Annotated in this window: 18 protein-coding genes; 4 read left to right on the top strand and 14 right to left on the bottom strand. The window is 66.4% G+C overall.

Going from position 1 to position 23,405, the window contains the following annotated elements; translation table 11 throughout:
- Positions 1-77: 77 nt before the first annotated feature.
- A complete protein-coding gene (locus K9B33_RS05225) occupies positions 78-2,360 on the bottom strand; it encodes an LPS-assembly protein LptD (protein ID WP_411973987.1) in 2,283 nt (760 codons plus the stop codon).
- Between the two features lie 186 nt (positions 2,361-2,546).
- Between K9B33_RS05225 and K9B33_RS05220 the strand changes: the two genes are divergently transcribed.
- The 3 genes from K9B33_RS05220 to ndk all read left to right on the top strand — a co-directional run bounded on the left by K9B33_RS05220 (position 2,547) and on the right by ndk (position 4,966).
- Positions 2,547-3,992 (top strand): leucyl aminopeptidase, encoded by a 1,446-nt coding sequence (locus K9B33_RS05220; protein WP_224547193.1) that lies wholly within the window; start codon positions 2,547-2,549, stop codon positions 3,990-3,992.
- Positions 3,993-4,015: 23 nt separating this feature from the next.
- A complete protein-coding gene (locus K9B33_RS05215) occupies positions 4,016-4,453 on the top strand; it encodes a DNA polymerase III subunit chi (protein ID WP_224547191.1) in 438 nt (145 codons plus the stop codon).
- Positions 4,454-4,543: 90 nt separating this feature from the next.
- On the top strand, positions 4,544-4,966 hold the full coding sequence (gene ndk / locus K9B33_RS05210; protein WP_224547189.1) for a nucleoside-diphosphate kinase: 423 nt from the start codon (positions 4,544-4,546) through the stop codon (positions 4,964-4,966).
- A gap of 61 nt (positions 4,967-5,027) precedes the next feature.
- Here the strand turns inward: ndk and K9B33_RS05205 are convergent, their stop codons facing one another.
- The 9 genes from K9B33_RS05205 to K9B33_RS05165 all read right to left on the bottom strand — a co-directional run bounded on the left by K9B33_RS05205 (position 5,028) and on the right by K9B33_RS05165 (position 15,126).
- Entirely contained in the window at positions 5,028-5,873 is an 846-nt protein-coding gene (locus K9B33_RS05205; protein ID WP_224547414.1) for a sulfite exporter TauE/SafE family protein, read from the bottom strand.
- A 114-nt stretch (positions 5,874-5,987) separates the two neighbouring features.
- A complete protein-coding gene (locus K9B33_RS05200; protein WP_224547188.1) occupies positions 5,988-6,638 on the bottom strand; it encodes a hypothetical protein in 651 nt (216 codons plus the stop codon).
- Between the two features lie 4 nt (positions 6,639-6,642).
- Complete coding sequence (locus tag K9B33_RS05195) at positions 6,643-7,317, bottom strand: glutathione S-transferase family protein (RefSeq protein ID WP_224547187.1); 675 nt, start codon at positions 7,315-7,317, stop codon at positions 6,643-6,645.
- Positions 7,318-7,637: 320 nt separating this feature from the next.
- Complete coding sequence (locus K9B33_RS05190) at positions 7,638-7,946, bottom strand: sensor histidine kinase (protein ID WP_224547186.1); 309 nt, start codon at positions 7,944-7,946, stop codon at positions 7,638-7,640.
- Complete coding sequence (locus K9B33_RS05185; protein ID WP_224547185.1) at positions 7,874-8,968, bottom strand: histidine kinase dimerization/phospho-acceptor domain-containing protein; 1,095 nt, start codon at positions 8,966-8,968, stop codon at positions 7,874-7,876. The genes K9B33_RS05190 and K9B33_RS05185 overlap by 73 nt, the downstream gene beginning before the upstream one ends.
- Complete coding sequence (locus K9B33_RS05180; RefSeq protein WP_224547184.1) at positions 8,965-9,639, bottom strand: response regulator transcription factor; 675 nt, start codon at positions 9,637-9,639, stop codon at positions 8,965-8,967. The genes K9B33_RS05185 and K9B33_RS05180 overlap by 4 nt, the downstream gene beginning before the upstream one ends.
- An 8-nt stretch (positions 9,640-9,647) precedes the next feature.
- On the bottom strand, positions 9,648-11,042 hold the full coding sequence (locus K9B33_RS05175) for an efflux transporter outer membrane subunit (protein ID WP_224547183.1): 1,395 nt from the start codon (positions 11,040-11,042) through the stop codon (positions 9,648-9,650).
- On the bottom strand, positions 11,039-14,149 hold the full coding sequence (locus K9B33_RS05170) for an efflux RND transporter permease subunit (protein ID WP_224547182.1): 3,111 nt from the start codon (positions 14,147-14,149) through the stop codon (positions 11,039-11,041). Before K9B33_RS05170 ends, K9B33_RS05175 begins: the two co-directional genes overlap by 4 nt.
- Complete coding sequence (locus K9B33_RS05165) at positions 14,149-15,126, bottom strand: efflux RND transporter periplasmic adaptor subunit (RefSeq protein WP_224547181.1); 978 nt, start codon at positions 15,124-15,126, stop codon at positions 14,149-14,151. Before K9B33_RS05165 ends, K9B33_RS05170 begins: the two co-directional genes overlap by 1 nt.
- 205 nt (positions 15,127-15,331) lie before the next feature.
- Between K9B33_RS05165 and K9B33_RS05160 the strand changes: the two genes are divergently transcribed.
- Positions 15,332-17,398, top strand: a complete 2,067-nt coding sequence (locus K9B33_RS05160) for a TonB-dependent siderophore receptor (RefSeq protein WP_224547180.1) — start codon at positions 15,332-15,334, stop codon at positions 17,396-17,398.
- A 13-nt stretch (positions 17,399-17,411) separates the two neighbouring features.
- Here K9B33_RS05160 and K9B33_RS05155 read toward each other — a convergent pair whose 3' ends face one another.
- The 4 genes from K9B33_RS05155 to K9B33_RS05140 form a co-directional block, all read right to left on the bottom strand.
- Positions 17,412-17,924: a phosphatase PAP2 family protein gene (locus tag K9B33_RS05155; protein WP_224547179.1), complete on the bottom strand. Its 513-nt coding sequence runs from the start codon at positions 17,922-17,924 to the stop codon at positions 17,412-17,414.
- 127 nt (positions 17,925-18,051) lie between these two features.
- Positions 18,052-21,087 (bottom strand): efflux RND transporter permease subunit, encoded by a 3,036-nt coding sequence (locus tag K9B33_RS05150; protein WP_224547178.1) that lies wholly within the window; start codon positions 21,085-21,087, stop codon positions 18,052-18,054.
- Positions 21,084-22,100 (bottom strand): efflux RND transporter periplasmic adaptor subunit, encoded by a 1,017-nt coding sequence (locus K9B33_RS05145; protein WP_224547177.1) that lies wholly within the window; start codon positions 22,098-22,100, stop codon positions 21,084-21,086. Before K9B33_RS05145 ends, K9B33_RS05150 begins: the two co-directional genes overlap by 4 nt.
- Positions 22,091-23,395, bottom strand: coding sequence for a TolC family protein (locus K9B33_RS05140; protein ID WP_224547176.1), 1,305 nt, complete (start codon positions 23,393-23,395; stop codon positions 22,091-22,093). Before K9B33_RS05140 ends, K9B33_RS05145 begins: the two co-directional genes overlap by 10 nt.
- Positions 23,396-23,405 lie beyond the last annotated feature (10 nt).

The following is a 23,405-nucleotide window of genomic DNA, read 5'->3' as shown; positions in this document are numbered from 1 at the left end:
AAAATCTCCAATACGAACCGGCGCGTGATGCGCTGGTCCGCCTTAACCAGTCCTGACGGTAGGCGGGAGCCTGTTCCTTATATGCCAATATTGCGGAAAGCTAGCCGTAGCTGGAAGCCATTGCCCTTTCGCGCGTCGCCATTGGCCTGATAGTCGCGGCGCCAGGTGAGGCCGAGCGTCAGGCAGTCGTCCTCATAAGCGATGCCGAGGCGGTGACGGACCGGCTCATAGCCGTCCGAGACGCTGAGCGGATCTTCCTTCGCATCGGTCAGGTCGATGACGGTCGAGCCGAACACCGACCAGAAACGTGCGAACTGAACCCGGCCGCCCAGGCGCAGTTCCTCGCGATCCTGCAAATCCTCCAGCCCCGACGCCACGTCGCGGTTGAGCCGCAGATAGCCGACCATCGCATAGGTCTTCTTACTGCCAACGGTCGCGTCGATCTCGTTGCGGCGAACGGAAAGATTGTCCTTGTCCACGCGGAAGCGGTGGGTGAGGGCGACGAAATCCTTGTAGCGGACGGTGGTGCGGCCGACGATGTCCGACGTGCGGTCGGACAGGCCAGTGCCGTCGGGCAGGATCGCGGGGCGATTGTCGATCCGGTAGCTCTGGCCGACGATGCTTTCGAGCGAGAAGTCCGGCAGCGCCAGGCTATATTCCAGGCCATAGGTGATGCGAGTCGAATCCTCGAACCGATCATAGCCCGCGAAGCGATTGAGTGCGAAGAGGTTGCTATCCTCCAGATCGACGGCGCGTGCGTCTTCATTGGGCAGCGACAGGTTGGCCAGATGCGGCGCGGCGACGATCTGCACCCGCGGGGCGATGCGCTGGACGCCGCCAAAGGCTTCGCCGACGAAGGGCCAGCGCATGTCCACCGCAGCGGCGGCGATGCCGCGCGCCTGCCAGCCGGGATCGCCGGCATAGCTCACGACCGAGGTCAGGGCGTTGTCGCTGCTGTGATAGACGTCGCCGCGCAGATAGCCGGTGAAGGTGACTTCCTGCCCCAGCCCGGTCAGCGTGCGCAGGTTCCATTCCGCCGCGGCGAAGGCGCGCTGCGTGTCCTGGCCGCTGGTGCGGGTGATGGCGAGCGTGTTGGCCTGCAACTGGAGCACGCCGCCCAGCAGCGGGTCTTTCAGCCGCAGGCGATAGTCGATGACCGGCAGCGCGATCGGCGTCTGCCCTTGCGAATCGCCTTGGCGCAGGGTCTGCACCGCCCAGCCGCGAATCGAGAAATAGCTGTTTTCGCCGATCCGCTGCGCGCCGAGCGTCGAACGCAGACGGTCGTCGCGGCTGATATCGTAGCGACGCAGGAAGGTGCGATCGGTGGCGAAGCGGAGCGACCCGTCGAGGCTCCATTCGGGCGACAGCTGCATCTTGCCGCTGGCGTCGAGATAGCCGCGAATATCCTTTTCGGCTGTCGCCGGGGTCGTCCCCGTGCTGCTGTCGCTGGTCGCGACGCGGCTGCCATGGGTGATGTAGCCGGTGACCTGATAGGCGCCGCGATCGTAGAGGTGGCGGTAATTGGCCTCCAGCATCGGCAACGTATCGGTATAGACATGCGGCGTGATGGTAATGTCGCGATTGGGCGCCAGCTTGAAATAATAGGGCAGCGCCACTTCGAAGCCGTTATTGCGGTCATAGCGCAGATTGGGCATCAACAGGCCGCTGCTGCCGCCATCGCCGACCGGATGCGACAGGCCGGGCAACGGGATCAGCGGCAGGCCGAACAGCTCGATATTGGCGTTCTTGTAGGTGACGCGCTGGCGCGTCGGGTCGTAGATGACCCGGATGGCGTTGATCTGCCAGGTAGGTTCCTTGGGACAGCCATGGCTGTCCTCCACCGCGCAGCCGGTATAGGTGGCGCGATTGAGCGTGTAGACCCCGTTGGCGCGCGTGCCCTTCACCGACGCCAGGCGGCCGCCCGACTGGAGCACCAGCAGCATATTGTCGACCGCGCCGTCCTTGAGCGTATCGGTGACGTCGAAGCGGTCACCATAGGCGATATTGCCTTCGGGATCGATGACCGAGACATTGCCGATCGCCTCCACCTTGCCGCTGTTGCGGTCCCATATGACCTTGTCGGCGCGCAGGCGGTTGCCGTCGCGCAGCAACTGGACATTGCCGTTGGCGGTCACGACTTCGCTGTTGCTGTCATATTGCAGCGCGTCGGCGGCAAAGCCGATCTGGTCGTCATTCTCCGGCATCGGCGCGTCGGGCGCGCTGATGGGCGTAGCGGGCTCGTTGAGCTGCTGCGCCAGTGCCGCGGGCGCCAGCAGGAAAGCGGGCAGCGTCGCGCCAGCCAGCAGGGCATTGCGAACGGACGAAGGGAACAGGACGGTTTGCAAGCGGTGGGGCCTCATCAACGGGGCGCATCTTGCCGTCCCGCCTATCGCACTGATTGCCCGTCCGCAATCGCCCGTCGCGCATCTTTGCCCGGAAATCGGTCGAACGGCTTTGCCAGACGGAGAAAGCCGCACTATCTGGCAGATAAGAGAGCGGCCGGCTTGGCCCCCCCGCCCCGAACGAACAAGAGGACAAGAACCCCGATGGATATCCAGTTCAGCCCGACCCGTCCCGATGCCGACACGCTGGTGTTCGCCGTGCCCAAGGGCGGTTTCGACGCGCTGCCCCTGTCGGCCGCGCCCATTTTGGCGGCGGGCGCCGCCGCATCGCGCTTCACCGGCGAGACGGGGACGAGCTTCGAAAGCTTCGTGTCCGAAGGCGGCAAGACGCTGCGCGTGCTGTTGCTGGGCATCGGCGCAGGTAGCGAACAGGACGTGGAAAAGGCCGGCGCGGCGCTGACCGCAAAGCTGTCGACCAGCGGCGCGATCCATGCTGCGGTGGAATTTTTCGGCGGCGCGAGCGGCGAACTGGCGGCGCATCTGGCGTTCGGCGCATTGCTGCGCGGCTGGCGGATCGACACCTATCGCACCCGTCAGCCCGAAAAGGCCAAGCCGACGCTGAAGACGATCACGCTGGTTGCGGCTGGCGCGGACGCGGCGTGGGACCGGCTGGCTGCGGTCGCCGCAGGCGTCGCCTTCACCCGCGAACTGGTGTCGGAGCCGGCGAACATCCTCTATCCCGAAAGCTTCGTCGAGCGTTGCCAGCATATGGCCGAACTGGGCGTGAAGATCACCGTGCTCGACAAGGCGGCGATGGAAAAACTGGGCATGGGCGCGCTGCTGGGCGTGGCGCAGGGGTCCGTGCGCGAGGCGCGGCTGCTGGCGCTGGAATGGGACGGCACCAATGGCGCTGTCGAAAAGCCGGTCGTCTTCGTCGGCAAGGGCGTGACCTTCGACACCGGCGGCATCTCCATCAAGCCGGCGGCCGGCATGGAAGACATGAAGTGGGACATGGGCGGCGCGGGCGCGGTCGCCGGCGCGATCAAGGCGCTGGCCGGGCGCAAGGCAAAGGCGCGCGTGGTCGGCATTTGCGGTCTGGTCGAAAATATGCCGGACGCCAATGCGCAGCGCCCCGGCGACATCGTGACGTCGATGTCCGGACAGACGATCGAGGTGCTGAATACTGACGCCGAGGGGCGGCTAGTGCTATGTGATGCCATCACATGGGCGCAGAAGACTTACGCGCCCGAAGTCATGATCGACCTCGCCACACTGACCGGCGCGATGATTGTCGCGCTGGGCGATCAATATGGCGGCCTGTTCGCCAATGACGACGGACTGGCCAAAGACCTGGCCGCAGCGGGCAAGGCGAGCGGCGACCAGTTGTGGCGCTTCCCGCTGTCGGACGCCTATAACAAAATGATCGACAGCCCGATCGCCGACATGAAGAATATCGGCGGGCGTTACGCTGGATCGATCACCGCGGCGCAGTTCATCAAGCGCTTCGTGGACGATGGCGTGAAGTGGGCGCATCTCGACATCGCCGGCATGGTCTGGTCCGACAAGCCGGGCGCGACCTGGGACAAGGGCGCCACCGGCTATGGCGTGCGCCTGATCGACCGGCTCGTTGCGGACAAGTTCGAGCATTGACCCCAATTTGCTAGAGGAAAGCCGTGCAGGTTGATTTCTACCAGCTCAGCCGCGATCCGGTGGACCAGGTGTTGCCCGCGATTGCGGTGCGCATCCTGGACCTGGGCGCGCGGCTGCTGGTGGTGGCGCAGGAACCGGAGCGGCTGGAGCGGATTTCGGCGGGGCTTTGGGCCGGTCCGCCTGAAAGCTTCCTGGCGCATGGCCGGGCGGGCGATGGCGGCGAGGCGCAGCAGCCGATCCTGCTGAGCGAGGCTTGCGAGGCGCTGAACGGCGCGGCGCATATCGCGCTGGCGGACGGTATCTGGCGCGACGCGGCGCTGGGGTTCGAGCGGGCCTTCTACTTTTTCGACGAGGATACGGTCGACGGCGCGCGCGCCAGTTGGCGGGTGCTGTCGAAGCGCGAGGAGACGATTTCGCGCTACTTCAAGCAGGACGGGCGCAAATGGGTGCAAATGGCCTGATGTTCGGTCAGGGTTAAGCCCCTTGCGGCCCGGCCCGGCCGCGTCTAAAGGCGCGCCCAGCATTCCCAACAATCTGGAGTTTCGAGGGCCATGGCCGTCACGCGCACCTTTTCGATCATCAAGCCCGACGCGACCCGTCGCAACCTGACCGGCGCCGTCACCAAGCTGCTGGAAGAAGCCGGGCTGCGCGTCGTCGCATCCAAGCGCATCCGCATGAGCCGCGAGCAGGCCGAAGGCTTCTACGGCGTTCACAAGGAACGGCCTTTCTTCGCCGACCTGGTCGCCTTCATGATTTCCGGCCCGGTCGTCGTCCAGGTGCTGGAAGGCGAGAATGCCGTGCAGCGCAACCGCGACATCATGGGCGCCACCAACCCCGCCAATGCCGACGCCGGCACGATCCGCAAGGAACTGGCCGAATCGATCGAAGCCAATTCGGTCCATGGTTCGGACAGCGAAGAAAATGCCGCGATCGAGATCGCCTATTTCTTCAAGCCGGAAGAAATCGTCGGCTAAAGCCGCGATCCTTCGATCTGAAAAGCCCGGTCCTCGTCCGCGAGGGCCGGGCTTTTTGATGTCAGTGCGATTTGGCCAGAGCGGGCGCCTCGACCTTCACCGGGTCGGGCGTGCGGGCCTTGACGAACAATTGCCAGGAGGACAGCGCCAGCACCGCGGCGAGCAGGGGTTGCAGCACCTTGTCGGGGGCATGGGACGACAGATAGCTGCCAACGATCACGCCGGGTATCGACCCGATCAACAGGTTCATCAGCAGTACGCCGTTGACGTCGCCCATCAGCCAGTGGCCCGTCCCGGCGATCAGCGCCAGCGGCACGGCATGGGCGATGTCCGACCCCACGATGCGGGCAACCGGCAGGCGGGGATAGAGGATGAGCAGCACCGTCACGCCGATCGCGCCCGCGCCGACCGAGGAGAGCGTAACCGCCGCCCCGATCAGCGCCCCGAGCGCCGTGGTGCCATAGAAGGTGGCGTCGGCCGAGTGGCCCGATCCCAGCTCGTCCCGATGGCGAAACAGCCATTTGCGGCCGATGACCGCGATCGACGTCAGCGCCAGCAGCGAGGCGAGCGACAGCAGGATGATATGTTCGGTCGTTTTGCCGACGTCGCCGATCCAGCCGAGCACCAGCAGCGTGACGAGCGCGGACGGCACGCTGCCCGCCGCCATGCGCCGCACGATCGGCCATTCGATCGTGTCGCGTTTGCCATGGACCGCCGATCCGACGATCTTGGTCAGGGCGGCGAAGAGCAGGTCGGTGCCCACCGCGGTCTTGGCGCTGACGCCGAACATCAGCACCAGCAGCGGCGTCATCAGCGAACCGCCGCCAACGCCGGTCACACCCACCAGCACGCCGACCAGCAGGCCGGCAATGGCGTGGAAGAGGTCGATCGATCCCATCAGGCTCATGGCGCCCGTCTTGTCCTTATCGTCATATTGCGCAACCCTGCGCGCGCCTTGCACCCGTTTCATCGCCGCAAGACAAGCGGCTTTCCTGTTTCAGGCGGAAAAGCAGGGCTTGGGCTATTTTTGACTGAGGCGCGCCCACCGGGCGTCGACCCTCATCTGGGCGCTGTCGGCCTTGACCGTTTCGACCCGCGACAGGCCGCGTAGCGCCAGACTGTGCCCGGCGATCCAGCGGCCCGCAATGCCATAGCCTATGTCGTAGAGCGCTACATTCTCATGCGCATCGCCACCCACCATAAAACGAGTGGTGATGACCACCGGCAACCGCTCGTCGCCCACGCTGTCGTCGGGCAGCTTCGCCCTGGCCCGCGCCTTCTTGAGCGCGCTGTCGAACCAGCCGGCCTCGATCCGCGGATCGCCGGTGGTATTGACCGCCGCGATGCCGAGCGCGCGGGGGAAGAGGATGGTCTGGCTCTGGATGATCTGGTCGGGATCGGCGGTCCTGAGCGCGATCCGGTCGTCCTTCACCGAATCGGCATTGAGCACCAGTACGGCGGCGCGGCTGGACGCCTTGCGGCTTTCCGCCGCCTTTTCGGCGCGTTCGTCCTTCTTGTCGGCCCAGTTGAGATAGAGGGTGAGCGCGGAGATACCCACCGCCAGCACCGCCAGCACTTCGCCCAGGGTGATCCAGCGACGACGAATCGCGGCGGCTTCCGCTGCCCGCTCTTCTTTGGCTGCCTCTCTGGGCGTTTCGGGCGTGTCGCTCATGGCCTCACACCGACTGTGGCGGAACTTCGAATCGGTCGATTACCCAGTCCTCCGCCTGCGCGCCGCCGATCCATTCCTGCATCCAGGGATGGGCGATGATGGCTTGCATATAGGCTTGCGCAAAGCGGGCGACCGGCAGTTGATAGGTGATGAAGCGAGTGACGACGGGCGCGAACATGACATCCACCGCCCCGAAGGCACCGAACAGGAAGTCGCCTTCGCCGCCATGGCGGGCGCGGGCCTGCGCCCAGAGCTGCATGATTCGGGCGATATCCTGCGCCACTGGCTCGGATGGCGGCACGGCGGGATAGATCTGCCGGATGTTCATGCTGTGCTCGCGGCGGAGCGCGGCGAAGCTGCTGTGCATTTCCGCCGCCATCGACCGGGCCATGGCGCGCGCGGCGGGATCGACCGGCCAGAACAGGTCGCCACTGGTCTTTTCGTTCAGATATTCGACGATGGCCAGGCTGTCCCACACGACGACGTCGTCACCGTCCCACAGGATCGGCACCTTGCCGGAGGAGGGAGCGAACTCGTCGCCCTCACGCCGTTTCTCCCAGGCTTCGTCATAGAGGGGGACGACCACCTCCTCGAACGGGAGGGCGGACAATTTGCACGCCAGCCAGCCGCGCAGCGACCAGCTCGAATAGGCCTTGTTGCCCATGAACAGCTTCATCATAGCGTCTTCTTAGACGGGAGCGACGGAACAAGTCGAGCGGGAAGACGTGTCGGAATCCCATTAAAGATGATCCCTTCCTCCTTCGGAATACTGTACTTTTTGCCGTTCGGATCATTTCCGCTTTTCCCCTGAAAACGGATGCAAATTCGAACATGGCGGTTGAGTTCATCGCCGGGCGGCCCGGCGCCCGGGACGCTTTGGCCGCAGGCTGCGATAGTTCATCTCCCGGCATGGCGCGGTCGGTGCTCTTGGCGGGCAGATCCTCGCTCTGCTGGCGCGGCATGACATGGACCGATTGCGCCATGTCGACCAGGGGAAGGTCAGCGCGCCAGACGCACCTCAACGCCAAAGCCGGGCGCGGGCAGGATCGACGCCGATCCGCCGTGTATCCTTGCGACAGCCGCGACGAGGGCGAGCCCCAGGCCGTGGCCGTCGGTGGACCGGCTGGCTTCGGAGCGGCTGAACCGGTCGAACAGGCGGGGGATATCCGCTTCGGGGACGCCCGGACCATCGTCGCGCACGCATAGCAGGAGGCAAGCGTCCTGCGAGGAAAGCGTCACCGAAACGCGAGTGCCGGGCGGAGTATGACGCAGGACGTTGTCGAGCAGATTGGCGACCAGTTGGCGCAACAGGCGGCGGTCGCCATGAAGATGTGGCCGGGCGCGACAGCGGATGAAAGCCGATGCCCCGAAATCTCGAAATCGGGGTCGTAGGAATCGATCAGATCTTCGACGAGGTCGGTCATGGACAGGTCGCGAAAATCGCGACGCAGCGTTCCGGCCTCGACCTCGGAAATGCGCAGGATCGCCCCGAACAGTTCCAGCAGTTCCTGCGATTCCATCGTCGCCGCTTCGATGGCGACCTTTCTCTCGTCCCCCTCGCGCGTCAGCGCCTCATGCAGTTGGTTGTGCAGGCGGGTCAGTGGCGTGCGCAGGTCGTGGGCGACATCGCTCGACACCTGACGCAGATTTTCGACCAGCGCGGCATTGCGGTCGAGCATGTGATTGAGGGTTTGCGCGACCCGGTCGAACTCGCTGCCCGACCCGTCCAGCGGCATACGCTGGCGCGGGTCGCCCGCGATGATCGCCTGGGCGGCGTCGTCGAACCGGCGCAGCCGGCGCTGCGTGACGACGCCCACCGTCCAGGCGCCGCCGATTGCGAGCAACAACATGGTGGCGAACGCCGCCAGGAACAGCTTCAGGATCGTGATGTCCATCTCGTCGATCACCTGGCGGTCGACGGCGACCAGCAAGCGGCCACCATCGGGCAGGCGTGTCGTCAGCGACTGGGCGATGCCGCCTTCCCGGCCATAGGGGAGCAGTTCGACATAGCCCGACATTGCAGGCACCTGCGCATCGAAAGCACCCGCCAGTCGCCGTCCCTGCGGATCGAGCAGGATATAGCCCAGGCTGGCGGTGCTATGGGCGGCGTCGCGTTGATGGATCAGCGCTGCGAGCCGCGCCGTGCCGCCATCGCCCGTTCGGGCCAGCAACGAGCGGGTTTCGGTCGCAATACGCTGATCGAGCTGCACCTCCATCGCCTCATGCACCACGACATAGGCCAGCACGCCGATCACCAGCGTCGCCAGCGCGAAGACCAGGCTGACGAGCGCGGTGAGGCCGAATGTGGTGCGCCAGGGACGGCGCATCATTCGCTGCGGATCATATAGCCCGCGCCGCGCACGGTTTCGATTGCGTCGACATCGAACCCGGCGTTGAGCTTCGACCGCAGGCGGCTGAGATGGGTTTCGACGATGTTGGTCTTCGGCTCGAAATCAAAGTCCCAGACGCGTTCCAGCAGCATCGTGCGGGTCATGACGCGATGGCGGTTGCGCATCAGTTCGGCCAGCAGCGCAAATTCGCGCGGCTGGAGCGCCACTTTCCTGCCCGCGCGATGGACGGTGCGGCGATGCAGGTCGATCTCTATGTCGCCGACCGCCAGTTTCGCCGTCTCCATTTGCGGCGCCGGGCGGCGGCCGAGCGCGTTCACGCGCGCCACCAGCTCGGAAAAGGCGAAGGGCTTGACCAGATAGTCGTCGGCGCCCGCTTCCAGTCCCTCGACCCGGTCGGCGATCCGGCCGATCGCGGTCAGCATCAATATGGGGCTGCTGTTGCCCGCGGCGCGCAGCATCTTGACCAGCGACAGGCCGTCCAGTCCCGGCAGCATCCGGTCGACCACGACCGCGTCGAATCCGCCATCGGTCGCCTGGAACAGGCCATCGCGCCCGTCGGCGGCCACACTTACGGCATGGCCGATCTCCCGTAGACCCCGTGCGACGAAGTCGCGGGTTTCGCTGTCGTCTTCGATGATGAGGATGCGCATGATGCGTCCTAACCGATCGGGCGGGCGGGATCGAGTGGCTGCGGCGCGTTCTGCCAGCCGCCGCCCAACGCCCGGAAGAGCGCGACATAGGATTGGCCAAGCAGCAGGTCGGATTGCGCACGGGCCAGTGCGGCGGTCGCCCGCGTGCGCTCTGCGTCGATGACGAGCAGCGGCGACACGTCGCCCAGCCGCGCGCGTGACGCCGTGCGGCGGGCATAGAGCGCGGCTTCCTCGGTCGCCCCGGTCAGGGCGGCATTGCGCTGCGCTTCGGCCTGCGTGGCGGCCAGCGCGCTTTCCACGTCGCGCAGCGCCCGCAAGATGGCGCTGTCCCAACCGGCCAGTGCGCCGCGCTCCTTGGCCTGGGCCTGGGCGATCCTGGCGCGCGCTGGCCCCTGATTGGGGAAAGCCCAGGACAGGAGTGGCGATGCGGTCGCGGCGAAGCCGCCGGACAGCAGGCCGATCGCGCCGCCCAGATTGACCTTGGGATAGAGCTCCGCGCGGGCGACGCCGATTCCGGCGGTGGCGGATGCCAGCTTGCGTTCCGCCTCGCGAATGTCGGGGCGGCGCAGCAACAGCGCCGCGCCATCGCCGACCGGGGCGGCGTCCTTCAGCCGGGGCGGCGCCGCGCAGGTGATAGCGGCGATGTGCGGATCGGTCGGCGGCAGTCCCTGAAGCGTGGCGAGGCGATAGCGCGCGCCGTCGCGCGCGGCGTCGAAGGACGGCAGCGTCGCGCGGGAAGAGGCGAGCAGGCTGGCCGCTTGCGAGACTTCCAGCGCAGAGAGTTCTCCGGCGCGATATTGGTCCTGCACGCCCTGGAGGGCGCGCGCCTGCGCCGCTACGATCTCGCGCGCGATCCGGCCGTTTTGGATGGCGCCGCACAGGTCGACATAGGCCAGCACCGTGTCGGCCGCGACGGCGACGCGAACACCGTCCAGCGCGGCGGCCTGTGCGTCCGCATCGGCGCGCGCCGCGAGCGCGCCGGACCGCAGCCGTCCGAACAGATCGACGTCCCAGCTGATCGTCGCGGCGGCGTCATAATCGCTGGCGGAGACATTGGCCGCGCTTGGCTGGCCGGATGGATTGTCGAGGCCCAGGCTGCTTTCGATGATCGGCTGGGGCAGCCGTGCGGCGTCGGCCTGCCGGATGGCGGCGCGGGCCGCGTCGAGATTGGCGTAGGCGACGCGCAGATCGGCATTGGCGGCAAGGCTCGCCTGCACCAGCGCATCGAGCTGGGCATCGTCGAACAGGCGCCACCATTGGTCGGGCACCGGCGCGATCGACGTGGCGGCCCGGCTGGTGAACGGGGCGTTCGCCGTTGGCGGCGCGACGAGGGCGGGCGGGGGCGATGCGGCCATGCAGCCGCCAGCGAGCAGCGCGGCCAATGCGCTGAAACGGCGGATCATGCCGCGTCTCCCGTCGCTGCCGTGCCCGGTTCGTTCGGTCCCTGCGCATCCTCGCCGAAACGGGCATAAAGGGCGGGCATCAGAAACAGGTTGAGCAGGGTGGAGGACACCAGCCCGCCCAGGATCACGATCGCCATCGGATGTTCGATCTCATGCCCCGGTGCATTGCCCGCCACGATCAGCGGCACCAGCGCGAGGCCCGCGCAGGCGGCCGTCATCAGGATCGGCACCAGCCGCTCCTCCGCCCCGCGCAGGATCAGGGCGGGGCCGAACGGTTCGCCTTCATGCACCCGCAGATGATGATAATGGGACAGCAGCATGATGCCGTTGCGCGCGGCGATGCCGATAACGGTCACGAAACCCACCAGCGAGCCGAGCGACAACAGGCCGCCGGTGAGCGCCACTGCGATCACGCCGCCCACCAGCGCAAAGGGCAGGCTCACCGCGACGAGCGCGGTGAGCCGGCCGGACCGGAACTCCAGCGAGACCAGGATCAATATGCCGATCAGGCACAGCAGGCCGGTCGTCCAGAGCCGCTGGCGCGATTCCTTCAATGCGGCATATTCGCCCAGTACCTTGGCATGATAGCCCTGCGCGAACGGCGTCTGCGCGACGGCCTGCTCCACGGCGCGCGCCACGGTGCCCAGGTCCGAACCGCTGACATTGAGCGTCACGTCCAGCCGGCGCTGGCCGTTCTCGCGCTTGACCTCATTAGGCGCGGGCTGGATGCGCACGTCGGCGACATCGCGCAGCCGCACCGGCGCGCCCGTCGGCGTCTGGATCATCAGCTCTTGCAGGGCATGGAGGTCGCCCCGGATTGCCGGTTCGCCCCAGATCGCGACGTCGAAGGCTTTCTGATCGCGATAGATTTCGCCCAGCTTCTGCCCTGCGATCAGGCTTTGCGCCTGACGACGGACCTCGCCGGGGGTCAGGCCCAGCGTCGCCATGTCGGCGGGGCGGGGACGGATCTGGATTTGCGGCACCAGCACCTGGGATTCGACCTTGAGGTCGGCCACGCCGTCTATGCCCGCGACCTTGGCCTTCAACCGGTCGGCCGCAGCGCGCAACTCGGTCTGGTCTGGGCCGAAGATGCGTATGACGACCGTCGCGCCCGCGCCCGACAGCACTTCCTTGATCCGTTCGCGCAGATAGGTGAGGACGTCGCGGAACAGGCCGGGATAGCCCTCGATGACTTCCTTGATCTTGGCCACGCTGCCGTCATAGTCGGCGCTTTCGTCCAGACTGATCCACAATTCGGTGAAGTTCGGCCCGACCACTTCGTCGGCGGCTTCGGCGCGGCCGATATGCGCGCCGAAATTGCGCACGCCCGGAATCGCCCGCAATTCTTTCGACACCTTGATGGTGATCCGGTCCATCGCCTCGATCGAGGCGCCGGGCTTTTCCAGCCAGTGCATCAGGAAATCGGTTTCGCGGAAATCGGGCAGGAACTGGTCCTTGAAGTTCGCATAGCCGATCCCCGCCAGCAGCAGCCCCCCGGCCACCACCGCCATCACCGCGCGCGGCGCGGCGATCAGGCGGGGCAGGGCGGTCGCATAGCGGCGCTTGAGGGCGGCCACGAAGCGCGTATCCCGCTCCGCCTTGCGCGGTGCGTTGGGCAGCAGGAGCAGGCACATGGCGGGCGTCACGACCAGCGCCACCAGCAGCGATGCACCGATTGCCAGCACATAGGCGATGGCCAGCGGCTGGAAGAAGGTGCCGGCCACGCCGCCGAGGAAGAAGATCGGCAGGAACACCAGCATCACGATCAGCGAGGCGAAGACGACCGCCGACCGCACCTCCAGCGAAGCCCCCAGCACCACGTCGAAGGCGGAGCGGGGATGGTCCGCCTCCCGGTTCAGCCGCAGGCGGCGGGCGATATTCTCGACGTCGATGATCGCATCGTCCACCACTTCGCCCAGCGCGATGACGAGGCCGGCGATGACCATCGTGTTGATCGTCGCCCCGCTCCACAACAGGACGAGGCCCGCGCCGAGCAAGGACAAGGGGATCGCGACCAGGCTGATCGTCGCCTGCCGCCAGTCGCGGGTGAAGAGGAACAGCACGACCGCGACGAGGAAGCAGCCGATCGCCAGCGCACGGGTGAGATTGTCGATCGACCGTTCGATGAAGGTGGCGGGGCGGAAGATCGTGCTGTCGATCCTCACGTCCTTCAGGCCCGGCTTGATTTCTTCCAGCGCCGCCTCGACCGCGCGAGTCAGGTCCAGCGTGTTGCCGGTCGGCTGTTTTTCCACGATCAGCATGATGCCGGGGCCGTCGTCGATGATGGCGTTGCCGATCGGCGCGGCGAATCCTTCGGTCACGCGCGCGACATCGCCGATCCGCACCGGCGCGTCGCCCGCCAGCTTGATGACGGTGCGGGCCAGATCGTCGGGGGTCTGGATCGCGCCGGGCTGTTGCACCGCCATGCGCTGGTTGGCGGTGTCGACGAAGCCGCCGCCGCCGACCAGCACGGCGTCACCCGCCGCCGCGCGCAGTTCGTTCAGCGTCACGCCTGCGGCGCGGAGCTTGTCGGGATCGACCAGTATCTGCAACTGCCGGTCCCGCATCCCCCACATGGCCACATTGGCGACGCCCGGCACCGCCATCAGGCGCGGCCGGATGGTCCAGCGCACCAGTTCGGAGAGCTGCATCTGGTCCAGCTTTCTGGACGAAATGCCGATCTTCATCGCCCGGCTGGTGGAGGATAGCGGCGGCAGCATCACCGGCGGCCGGGCGGCGGTGGGCAGCCGTCCCTGCACCTGCGCAACCCGCTCCTGCACCATTTGTCGCGCGCGCATGACGTCGGCGCCGCGATCGAGCAGGATCACGACAGACGACAGGCCCAGCACCGACTTGGACCGCAGCGTGGCGAGGTGCGGGATGCCGTTCACCTGCGTCTCGATCGGCACGGTGATCAGGCTTTCCACCTCCTCGGTGGACAGGCCGGGCGCTTCGGTCTGGATCTCCACCATCGGTGGCGCGAATTCGGGAAAGACGTCGAGCGGGACGCTGGTCGAGGCGCGCAGCCCCAGCACGACCAGCAGGGCCGCCAGCGCCAGCACCAGCACACGCTGGGTCAGCGCGGCGCGAACGAGCCATGCCAGCATCAGTGTGCGACCCCGAATTCGGTGCCGAACAATTCCATCGCGCCTGTGGTGACGACACGCATACCGGGTTCAAGCCCGCGCGCCAGGATCACGCCATCCGTTCCGGTCGATGCGATCTCCACCCGCTGGCGCACATAATGGTTGGGCGCGGTCTGGGCATAGACCCATTCCCCGCCATAAATGTCGCGCACGACCGCGGAAGCGGGCACCGTCAACCCTTGCTGCATCCGCCCCATTGGCAATTGCACGGCCGCCCGCTGGCCCACGCGCCACCTGTGGTCGCGATTGTCGATGGCATAATAGAGGTCGATCGTACCGGCGGCGGCATTGGCCGAAGGCGGAGCTTGGACTGGTCGCGCTGGTTGGCCGGCGTCGGTCCCGCCCAAGGCGCGGACCGACGCCGGGGCAAACCGGCTGATCGCCGTCACGTCCGTGCCCGATACCGATGCCCGCACCCATAGCGTCGATTGGCGACCAAGCGTGGCGACAGAGGGGCCGAGCAATCGCCGTTGTTCAAGGGCGACATGCGCCTGCGCCTGCGCGGTGGCGAGCGCCGCGGTCGCCTCGTCGCGCGCGCGGACGCTGCCCGCTTCCTCCGCGACCAGTTGGCTCGCCCGGTCCAGCGCAATGCGCGCGAGGCGGGCCTGCGCGCGGGTTCGCGCGACCTCGCCATCGGCGGTCGCCTGCGCTGCGCCGATCTGGGCGAGGTTGCTGAGCGATCCGGTCGGCACGCCGCCCGCGCCATTGGGCACGACGATCTCGCCGCTCGTCTCGCGGATCATGCCGGTCCGGCCAGTGCCGACGGTTATCGTGGCGATGCCCAGACGCTGGACGGCTTGCGGCGTCAGCGTAAGTCCGAGCAGTTCGGTTTCATGGGCGATCACCTCTGTTTTGGCCGGAGCCGCAGCAGGCGTCTTACCCTTTTCACCGCACGCCGGGAGCAGCAGCAGGACGCAGAGAAAGGAAATGCGGTGCATGGAGACTCGCCATCAGGGAAACTGGCTATGTCTTTATCGGAGCGTGGTGGAACCCTGATCTCCGCAACTATACCAATTGTCCATCTTGCCAAAAAAGATGCAAATGATTTGCATTAGTTAAAGCTCCTGCTTATTGGCGCGGCCGATTGATGATGGGGAGAGGAAGATGGCGTTTGATGGGCATATTGCAGGATCGTGCAAGGCGATGAAACGGGCGGCAAGTCTCGCCGTCATGGCGACGATGATGGCGGTCCAGGCGCAGGCGCAAACCCCCGAGCCTGTGCAGGGCGCGAATGATATCGTTGTTACCGCGGACCGGAACGACAGCTTCAGCGCCGATTATGTCCAGGCGGGCACGTTCCGCGATTCCAGGATCATGGATACGCCGCTCACTGTGGCGATCATGACCAAGGAGCTGCTCGAAGCCCAGCAGGCGCGCTCCATTCTCGACGCGGTGCGCAATACGCCCGGCGTCACGCAAGCGCAGATCAATTCCACCATCTATAGCAACCTGGCCGTTCGCGGCATCATCCTCAACAATTTCACCAATGTCCGGTGGAACGGCATCCTGCCGGTGGTGAACCTGATCGAGCAGCCGATCGAGAGCAAGGATCGTATCGAGGTGCTGAAGGGCGCAGCTGGTCTCTATTATGGGTTCGCGACGCCTTCAGGGATCATCAACCTCGTTACCGAACGACCCGGTGCAGCGCCCATCACGCGCGTCGATGTGCAGGGCGACAGCAACGGCTCGATCGGCGCAAGCGTCGATGTCAGCCGCAGGTTCGGCACCGTTGGCATGCGGGTGAATGCAGGCACTTCGCTCATCGAAACAGGCGTAAAGCGCACGCGTGGCGAGCGCAGTTTCGTCACCGGCGCGCTGGACTGGAACCCGGCCGACAATGTCGAAATCCTGCTGGACGCGGAATATATTTACAAGAGCATCACCGAACCCACCGAGTTCAGCCTGCCGGCTGCGGTCAATGGCGTCATCGCCTTGCCGCCGCTGCAATCCTCGTCCAAGAATCTGGGCGGCGAATGGATGCAGGGCAAGGGATGGGAAACCAATCTGCTCGCGCGGCTCAACTATGATTTCGCCTCGAACTGGCGTCTGGCCCTGGCGGCAGGCCAGTCTTATCTGACCCGCGATCGCGCTTATTCCTCTTTCGGCGGCTATGATCTGGCGACCGGCAATGGCACCGTCACGGTCGCTATGACGCATGGCAATGACTATAAGACGCGCATCTATCGTGGCGATCTGTCGGGAACCTTCCGTACAGGACCCATCGAACATAATGTCCTGATCGGCGTCGCCTACAACACGCGTGACGGCAATGTGCCGACGGCGGTGCGCTATGCGTTCGCGCAAAATCTCTACAATCCCGTCGCGATCCCCCAGCGCCCGAACCCGCCCCGTATCATTCCCAACCCCTCGAAGGTCGAGGATCTGGGCTTTTACATCTTTGATCGAGCATCGCTCGGCGAATGGTTGCAGGCCACGATCGGCTATCGCAAAACCGACTATAGCGATGTCAGCCGGACGACATCCTACAAGATCAAACCCGATACCCTGTCCTATGGCGTCATGGTGAAGCCCGCGCGCTGGGCCAGCGTCTACGCCAACTATATCGAGGGGCTGGAACCGGGACCGATCGCGCAGCAGATCGCCAACAATGCCGGCGAAATCCTGCCTGCGGCGATTAGCAAGCAGAAGGAAGCGGGCGTCAAGATCGAACCGATGGACGGCCTGCTGCTCACGGCCGCCTATTTCCACATCAAGCGGCCCTCGGCCTATCTCAACAGCGCTAACTTCTTCGTTCAGGACGCAGAGGCCGTCTATGAGGGCGTCGAATTCAGCCTGGTTGGCGAATTGACGCGGAACCTGTCAATCGCCGCCAGCGCGATGTCGCTCGAAGCAGCGCAGAAGTCGGGCAACGCTACGGTGGTCGGCAAGCGGATCGAGAATGTGTCCAAATTCTCCGGCTCGCTGTTCCTGGAATATCGGGTGCCAATGATCGACGGGCTGCGGCTTTCGGCCGGTGTCTTCCATGTCGGTCGCCGTGCCGTCAACGCCCTGAACCAGGCTTTCGTCCCCGGATATGAGACGTTCGACGTCGGCGCGAGCTACAATTTCGACCTGCTGGGCAGCCAGACGACGGTGCGCGTCTATGGTGAGAATATCACCGGCAAACGCTACTGGGCATCGTCCGGGTCGAGCCTGCTGGCGCAGGGCCTGCCCATGGCGGTCAAGATCGGGCTGTCCACGCGGCTATAGGCAGCCACCCTGCCTAGAACCGGATCGCCATGGCGACGCCGCCACCCTTGCTGTCGCCCCAGGGCAGGATGCGGACATCGGTGTCGCGCCGCGTCGTGATGAGGAAACCCGACGCTTCGCCGATGGCCGCGCCGGCGACGACATCATACCAATGATGCTTGTCGGCCTTCACCCGGGCCAGGCCAACAAACGCCGCGACGAGTTGCGCGGGAACGCCGACCTTCCAGCCATAGCGGTTATGCAGGCTGGCCGCCGCGGCGAAGGACGTCGCGCTATGGGACGAGGGAAAGCTTTTCCGGTCGCTGCCGTCGGGGCGCATTTCCGGGAAGCGTTCCTTCAGGCCCAGCGACAGCAGGGTGGCGGCGCCGATGCTGCCGCCGGCTTGCAGCGTGCCGGTCCAGTCTTCCTGCACTGTCGGCAGGGCCAGCGCGCCGGCGACCAGCAGGTCGCGACCGATGTTGCTGGCGTTACGCCAGTCTTTGTCGGATGCATGAGCCGTTCCCGCCATCAGCGATGTGCATGTCATGGCGATCAAAGAAATGCAGTGCTTCACACATTGTCCCCCCGCGCGAGCGGGAGGCTCGCGGCAGGACGACGATGTTATTTCCGCCGCACCTCAGTCGGGTCGTGTCGCCTCCGGGAAAATCAGGAGATCAGACTTTGCCACGCGATGGCCAGCAGAGCAGGATTGCAGGCAGGAACAGCAGCACCAGCGGCACGGTGGCGACCAGTCCGAATATGATTGCGGTGGCCAGCGGTTGCTGGAGGCCAGCGCCCCGGCTGAGGCCCAGCGCCAGCGGACTGAGCGTCAGGATCGCGATCAATGCCGACATCAGGATCGGGCGCAGCCGCTTGGACCCTGCTTCACGCAGCGCGGCCAGCGTCACGCTTGCGCCACTTTCGATCTCCGCGAGGTAGAAGATGACCAGTTCGGTCACCATGCCGACGACCATGGTCAGGCCCATCAGCGCGGAGATGTTGAGTTCCGTGCCGGTGACCCACAATCCCAGCAGCGCAGCGCCCGCCACCAGCAGCACCGTCGCCATCGCCGACAGGGTCCAGGCCAGATTTTCGAACAAATAAGTCAGAAGCAGCGCGCTGAGCAGCAAGGCGGCCGCGAACACCATCGCCATGTCGGCAAAGCTCTTCTGCTGTTCGGCATAAAGGCCGCCATAATCGACGCGCACCGAACCGGGGAGGTGAAGCCCCGCGACCTTCGCCTGCACCGCCTGCATGGCCGATCCGAGGTCACGGCCCTCCAGCCGCGCGGTGACGGCGATGAAGGGGGCGAGATCCTCGCGCGTCAGTTGCTTCTGCCCGCCATCGATGCCGACCTGCGCGATCGATCCCAGCCGCACGCCATGCCCATCGGGTGCGGTCAATGGCAGGTCGGCGATCTGGTTCGCGCGGCTGCGCAGATCCTGCGCGCTACGAACCCGGACCGCGACCAGTTGTTCGCCGAAGCGGATGTTGGTGGCGATGCTGCCGCCGACCAGCGACTCGATCTGGCTGGCGACCTGGTCGGGGTCCAGCCCCTGTTGCGCGGCCAGGCCATTATCGATCTTGACCGAGATGGCGTCGCCGGTGACCCGCAGCCCGTCGACGATTTCGACAACGCCGGGGATGGTCGCCAGCGCTTTGCCCACACGCCCGGCGGACGCCTCCAGTGCGGTGGCATCGTCGCCGAACAGCTTGACCTCGATCGGCTGGGGCACCGCGGTCAGGTCGCCGATCAGGTCTTCCATCAGTTGCACCAGTTCGACCTGCAATCCGGGCACCTTCGCCTCGACCTGCCGGCGGATGTCGGCCATCACCGCGTCGATCGGGCGGCGCGAACCATCCTTGAGCCGTACGAAGAAATCGCCTTCATCGGCTTCGGTCAGTCCGCCGCCCAGTTGCACGCCCAGCCGGCGCGAATAGCTGGCGACCTCGGGCGTTGCAGACACGATCGCTTCCACCTGCTTCACCAGCCGGTCGGTATCGGCGAGGGATGAGCCGGGCTTGGCGGTATAGTCGAGGACGAAACCGCCTTCGTCCATCACCGGCATGAAGCCGGAGGGCAGGCGATACCAGGACAGGGCGCCGGCGATCAGGAAGACGCCGCCCATGATGGCGGCGGCCAGACGGGGGCGCGCAAACAGGCGGTCGCCTGCGCGGGTATAGACGCGGTCGAGCCGGTGCATGACGCGATCGGCCTTTTCCGCCGCCTCCGCATCGCTCTGCCGCAGCCAGCGTGCGGCGATCAGGGGAATGACGAAGCGGGAGAAGAGCAGCGAGAGGGTGAGCGCAGTGACGATGGTGATCGCCAGCGCCTTGAAGAAACCGCCGCTGACCCCGCTGATGAAGCTCAATGGCAGGAATACGACGATGGTCGCCAGGGTGGAGCCGACCAGCGGCCGGCCCATCTCGGCAGCGGCCGCGAGCCGGCTTTGCACGTCGGGCGCTGCCCCTTCCTGCATACGCCGCATGATATGTTCCAGCGTGACGACCGCATCGTCCACCACCAGCCCTACCGCGGCGGCCATGCCGCCCAGCGTCATCATGTTGAAGCTGAGACCGAGCGGATAGAGCAGAAGGCAGGTGCCGGCGAGGACGGCGGGCAGCATCAGTCCGGTGATGAGCATCAGCCGCCCCGATCGCAGGAACAGGAACAGCACCAGGCCAGCGAGGATCGCGCCCAGCAGGATGGCGTCGCGCACGGCATTGGCTGCGCCCGTCACCAGTTCGGACTGGTCGTAGAAGGGCGTTACCGTGACCGTCGCGGGCAGCCCCAGGGCGTGCAGTCGCGCGTCGACGGCCTTGACGATCGCCACCGTATCGCCGGTCAGCGCCTGCCGGACGTTGATGAGGACGGCGCTGCGCCCGTCGGAAGCGATCCGGACATAGGCGGGTTCCGCCGCTGGATGCACGGTCGCCACCTGCCGCAGCGTGACGACCGCCGCGCCGTTTCCGGTCGCGGCGCGGATCGGCGTGGCGAGCAGGTCGGCGGCCGACGTCGCCGTGCTTTGCACCAGGACCAGATACAGGCGATGCCTGTCCTCGATCCGCCCCGCGCCGCGGATCGTGTTGGATTTGGTGAGCGCGTCGGTGACGTCGGTGATGCCGAGGCCGAAGGTGCGCAGCCGGGCCGGATCGATATCGACCGCCAGTTCGCGCGGCGTGCCGCCCAGCACATCGACCGCCGCGACGCCCTGGACGGCGGTCAGGGCAGGGCGGACCTTGAGTTCGGCCAGTTGCCGCAGGGCCTGCTGGTCGAGCGAGGGGGAGGTCAGCGCGATGCCCAGAACCGGGAAGATGGTGGGATCGGATCGGCGCACATCGAATCGCGTGCCGGCGGGCAGGTCGGGCAGCAAGGTCGCCAGCGCCCCCTGTGTCGCCAGCGTCGCCGACACCATATCTTCGCCCCAGGCGAAATTGAGCGCGACATCGGCCGTACCCCGGCTGGTGGTCGACCGGACGCGGGTGACGCCGGGGACGCTGCGCAGCGCGATTTCGACCGGACGGCTGATTTCCGCCGCCATTTGCGCCGCATCGCGGTCGCCCGCGTCGATGGTGACGACCACGCGCGGATAGTCGATATGGGGGAACAGGCTGACCGGCATGGCCCGCGCGGCCAGCACGCCGCCCAGCGCCAGCAACAGGACAGCCAGCCAGATCGATCGGCTGTGCCGTTCCAGCAGGGCGGTCATCGCAGACGAACCTTCATCCCGTCGTCCAGCGCCGTCCCGCCCTCGATCACGACCTTGTCGCCGGGAGACAGGCCCTTCGTCACGACAATCGCCGCACCGTCGCTTGGCCCCGTCACGATGTCGCGGCGATGGGCCGTTCCCTTCACCACCACGAAGACGAAAGGCTGGCCGGCATCGTCGAGCAGCGCGGTATAAGGAATGGCCAGCGCGTCCCCGGCGCCTTGCATCGTCGCCTCGCCGGTCAGTGCCTCACCCGGCCGAAGCGCTGCGCCTGCGGGCAGGTCGGCATAGGCGGCGGCGAGCTTCGTTTGCGGGTCGACCATGGGATCGACGGCGGACAGACGGGCAGGGATGGTGTGACCGCTGCCCGCCGTCGAAATGGCTATTGCGGTGCCTGCGCGCAGATTGCGGACCAGCGCCGGATCGATTCCGAAGTGCGCCCTGATCGCGCCCGTGCCGCCGACCGCGACGATGGATGTGCCTGCCGGGATCAGATCGCCCGGCGTCCCGGTGATGGATTCGACATAGCCCGCGCGGGGCGCGCGCAGGATCAGGCTGCGGCCGGTCAGGCTGTCCAGGGTCGCGTCGGCGCTGGCCTTTGCGGCGCGTGCGGTTTCGACATCGGCGTCGCTCATCAGCCCGTCGCCGCGCATACGGACGGCGCGGGCATAGGCCGCATCGGCGGCCCGCGCATCGCTGCGCGCCTTGGCCATGTCGAGCATCGCGGTCGGGCCGGGGGCGAGGCGGATGATCGCCTGGCCCTGTCGCACGGCGGACCCGACCGGCGCATCGATGGCGACGAAACGCGCTTCGATCGGCGCGAACAGGTCGGCCCGCCCGCCGGGGCCGCTGTCGGCCACGCCATAGAGGCGGATGGTTTCGCCGACCGCCTGTCGCCCGACTGTGGCCAGCTTGACCAGAGCCTGCGGCTCCGGGCTGTCCTCCTGCGGGGCGGAGGAGCAGGCCGCCAGCAGCGCCAGCGCCATGACCGTCACGATCGTCTTCACTGCCATTGCTCCCGCGTTGCGCCTGTCAGTAATTCCAGGGCGATGGCCTGTTCCGCCATGTCCTGCGCGCTGTGCAGGCGCAACAGTTGGCGATCCCGCAATATCTGCTCCGCCGCGCGCGCGGTGGCATCGGGCAGATCGCCGCGTGTCGCCGCACGACGGCTCGCCTCGGCCTGCCGCGTCGCTTCGGCAAGGCCGCCATCGAGATCGGTATATTGCCTACGGGCAATCGCCAGTGCGGCGACGGCCGCTGCGATTTCCGCCCGCGTCTGGAACAGGCGCGCCTCATATTCCGCTTTCAGGGCGGCGCGCGTCGCCTTTTCTATGGCGATTCCGCCCCGATTGCGGTTCCACAGCGGCAGGGTGAAGCCGATCGCCGGTCCCAGCGTGACGTTCCGGCCTGTGTCGCGCCCGCCATTGATGGTCAGGTCCAGCGTCGGAAACTGATCGAGGATCGCCTTGCGGAGCGCCGCTTCCTGGGCGTCATACCCCTCGCGCAAGGCGCGCAGGTCCGAGCGCTCCTGCCGCGCCAGCGCGAACAATTGATCGGCGTCGGGTCGCGGCGCAAAGGCGGCGACGGGCGCGATACGTAGCGGGTAGGTCGGCGGCAGGCCAAGCAGCCGATTGAGTTCGAGCCGTGCGACGGCCAGGTCTTTTTCCGCCTGACGCGCGACCTGTTGCGCATCGAGGGCCGCGATCCGGGCGCCTTGCAGCGGATCGGCCGACACGTCGCCCCGGCTGGCGGCGGCGCCATAGCGGGCAAGAAGATGCTGCGCCGACGCAAGGCTGTCCCGCGCCACCACGCTCTGGGCTTCCAGCGCGGCGATGCGCACGGCCTGAAGCCGGGCCTGTCCCGCCGTCTGCCATTCGGCCCAGACGAGATCCATGCGCGCCTGCCGCTGCTGCGCCAGCGCCTGTTGCCGGGCGACGGCGCGAGTTCGCAGGGCATTGAGATCGAGGCCCAGCGCAGATGCAAGTCCAGCGACCGGATCGGCGCCTGACAGGATCGGATCGATGCCCAGCGAAAAAGTCGGATCGGGCATCAATCCCGCGCTGAAGACCTGAGCGTCGTTGACGCCATTGCGCGCACGCAGCGCCTTGAGGTCGGGATTGGCCGTCACCGCCAAAGCGGCAATGGCATCTTCGTCGAGCGGCGCAGACAGATTGATGGCCTGTGTGGGGGGGCTGGATGCACGTCCATAGGGACGGACCAGCGATACGGCGGCAGGCGCGGCCAATATGTCTGGCGTATCGATCAGCGGCTCGGGCGCATAATGCGCGCAACCTGTCATCATCAACATTGTCGGCAGC

The sequence above is a fragment of the Sphingobium sp. 3R8 genome, assembly GCF_020166615.1.
In the GTDB taxonomy this organism is placed as follows: domain Bacteria; phylum Pseudomonadota; class Alphaproteobacteria; order Sphingomonadales; family Sphingomonadaceae; genus Sphingobium; species Sphingobium bisphenolicum.
This window is presented reverse-complemented; position numbering and strand designations above follow the sequence as displayed.

Bases quoted from the DNA above. Each gene is read 5' to 3' on its own strand.
- K9B33_RS05225 (WP_411973987.1), bottom strand. From the start codon at position 2,360: ATGAGGCCCCACCGCTTGCAAACCGTCCTGTTCCCTTCGTCCGTTCGC.
- K9B33_RS05220 (WP_224547193.1), top strand. From the start codon at position 2,547: ATGGATATCCAGTTCAGCCCGACCCGTCCCGATGCCGACACGCTGGTG.
- ndk (WP_224547189.1), top strand. From the start codon at position 4,544: ATGGCCGTCACGCGCACCTTTTCGATCATCAAGCCCGACGCGACCCGT.
- K9B33_RS05205 (WP_224547414.1), bottom strand. From the start codon at position 5,873: ATGAGCCTGATGGGATCGATCGACCTCTTCCACGCCATTGCCGGCCTG.
- K9B33_RS05200 (WP_224547188.1), bottom strand. From the start codon at position 6,638: ATGAGCGACACGCCCGAAACGCCCAGAGAGGCAGCCAAAGAAGAGCGG.
- K9B33_RS05195 (WP_224547187.1), bottom strand. From the start codon at position 7,317: ATGATGAAGCTGTTCATGGGCAACAAGGCCTATTCGAGCTGGTCGCTG.
- K9B33_RS05185 (WP_224547185.1), bottom strand. From the start codon at position 8,968: ATGATGCGCCGTCCCTGGCGCACCACATTCGGCCTCACCGCGCTCGTC.
- K9B33_RS05180 (WP_224547184.1), bottom strand. From the start codon at position 9,639: ATGCGCATCCTCATCATCGAAGACGACAGCGAAACCCGCGACTTCGTC.
- K9B33_RS05175 (WP_224547183.1), bottom strand. From the start codon at position 11,042: ATGATCCGCCGTTTCAGCGCATTGGCCGCGCTGCTCGCTGGCGGCTGC.
- K9B33_RS05170 (WP_224547182.1), bottom strand. From the start codon at position 14,149: ATGCTGGCATGGCTCGTTCGCGCCGCGCTGACCCAGCGTGTGCTGGTG.
- K9B33_RS05165 (WP_224547181.1), bottom strand. From the start codon at position 15,126: ATGCACCGCATTTCCTTTCTCTGCGTCCTGCTGCTGCTCCCGGCGTGC.
- K9B33_RS05160 (WP_224547180.1), top strand. From the start codon at position 15,332: ATGAAACGGGCGGCAAGTCTCGCCGTCATGGCGACGATGATGGCGGTC.
- K9B33_RS05155 (WP_224547179.1), bottom strand. From the start codon at position 17,924: ATGACATGCACATCGCTGATGGCGGGAACGGCTCATGCATCCGACAAA.
- K9B33_RS05150 (WP_224547178.1), bottom strand. From the start codon at position 21,087: ATGACCGCCCTGCTGGAACGGCACAGCCGATCGATCTGGCTGGCTGTC.
- K9B33_RS05145 (WP_224547177.1), bottom strand. From the start codon at position 22,100: ATGGCAGTGAAGACGATCGTGACGGTCATGGCGCTGGCGCTGCTGGCG.
- K9B33_RS05140 (WP_224547176.1), bottom strand. From the start codon at position 23,395: ATGTTGATGATGACAGGTTGCGCGCATTATGCGCCCGAGCCGCTGATC.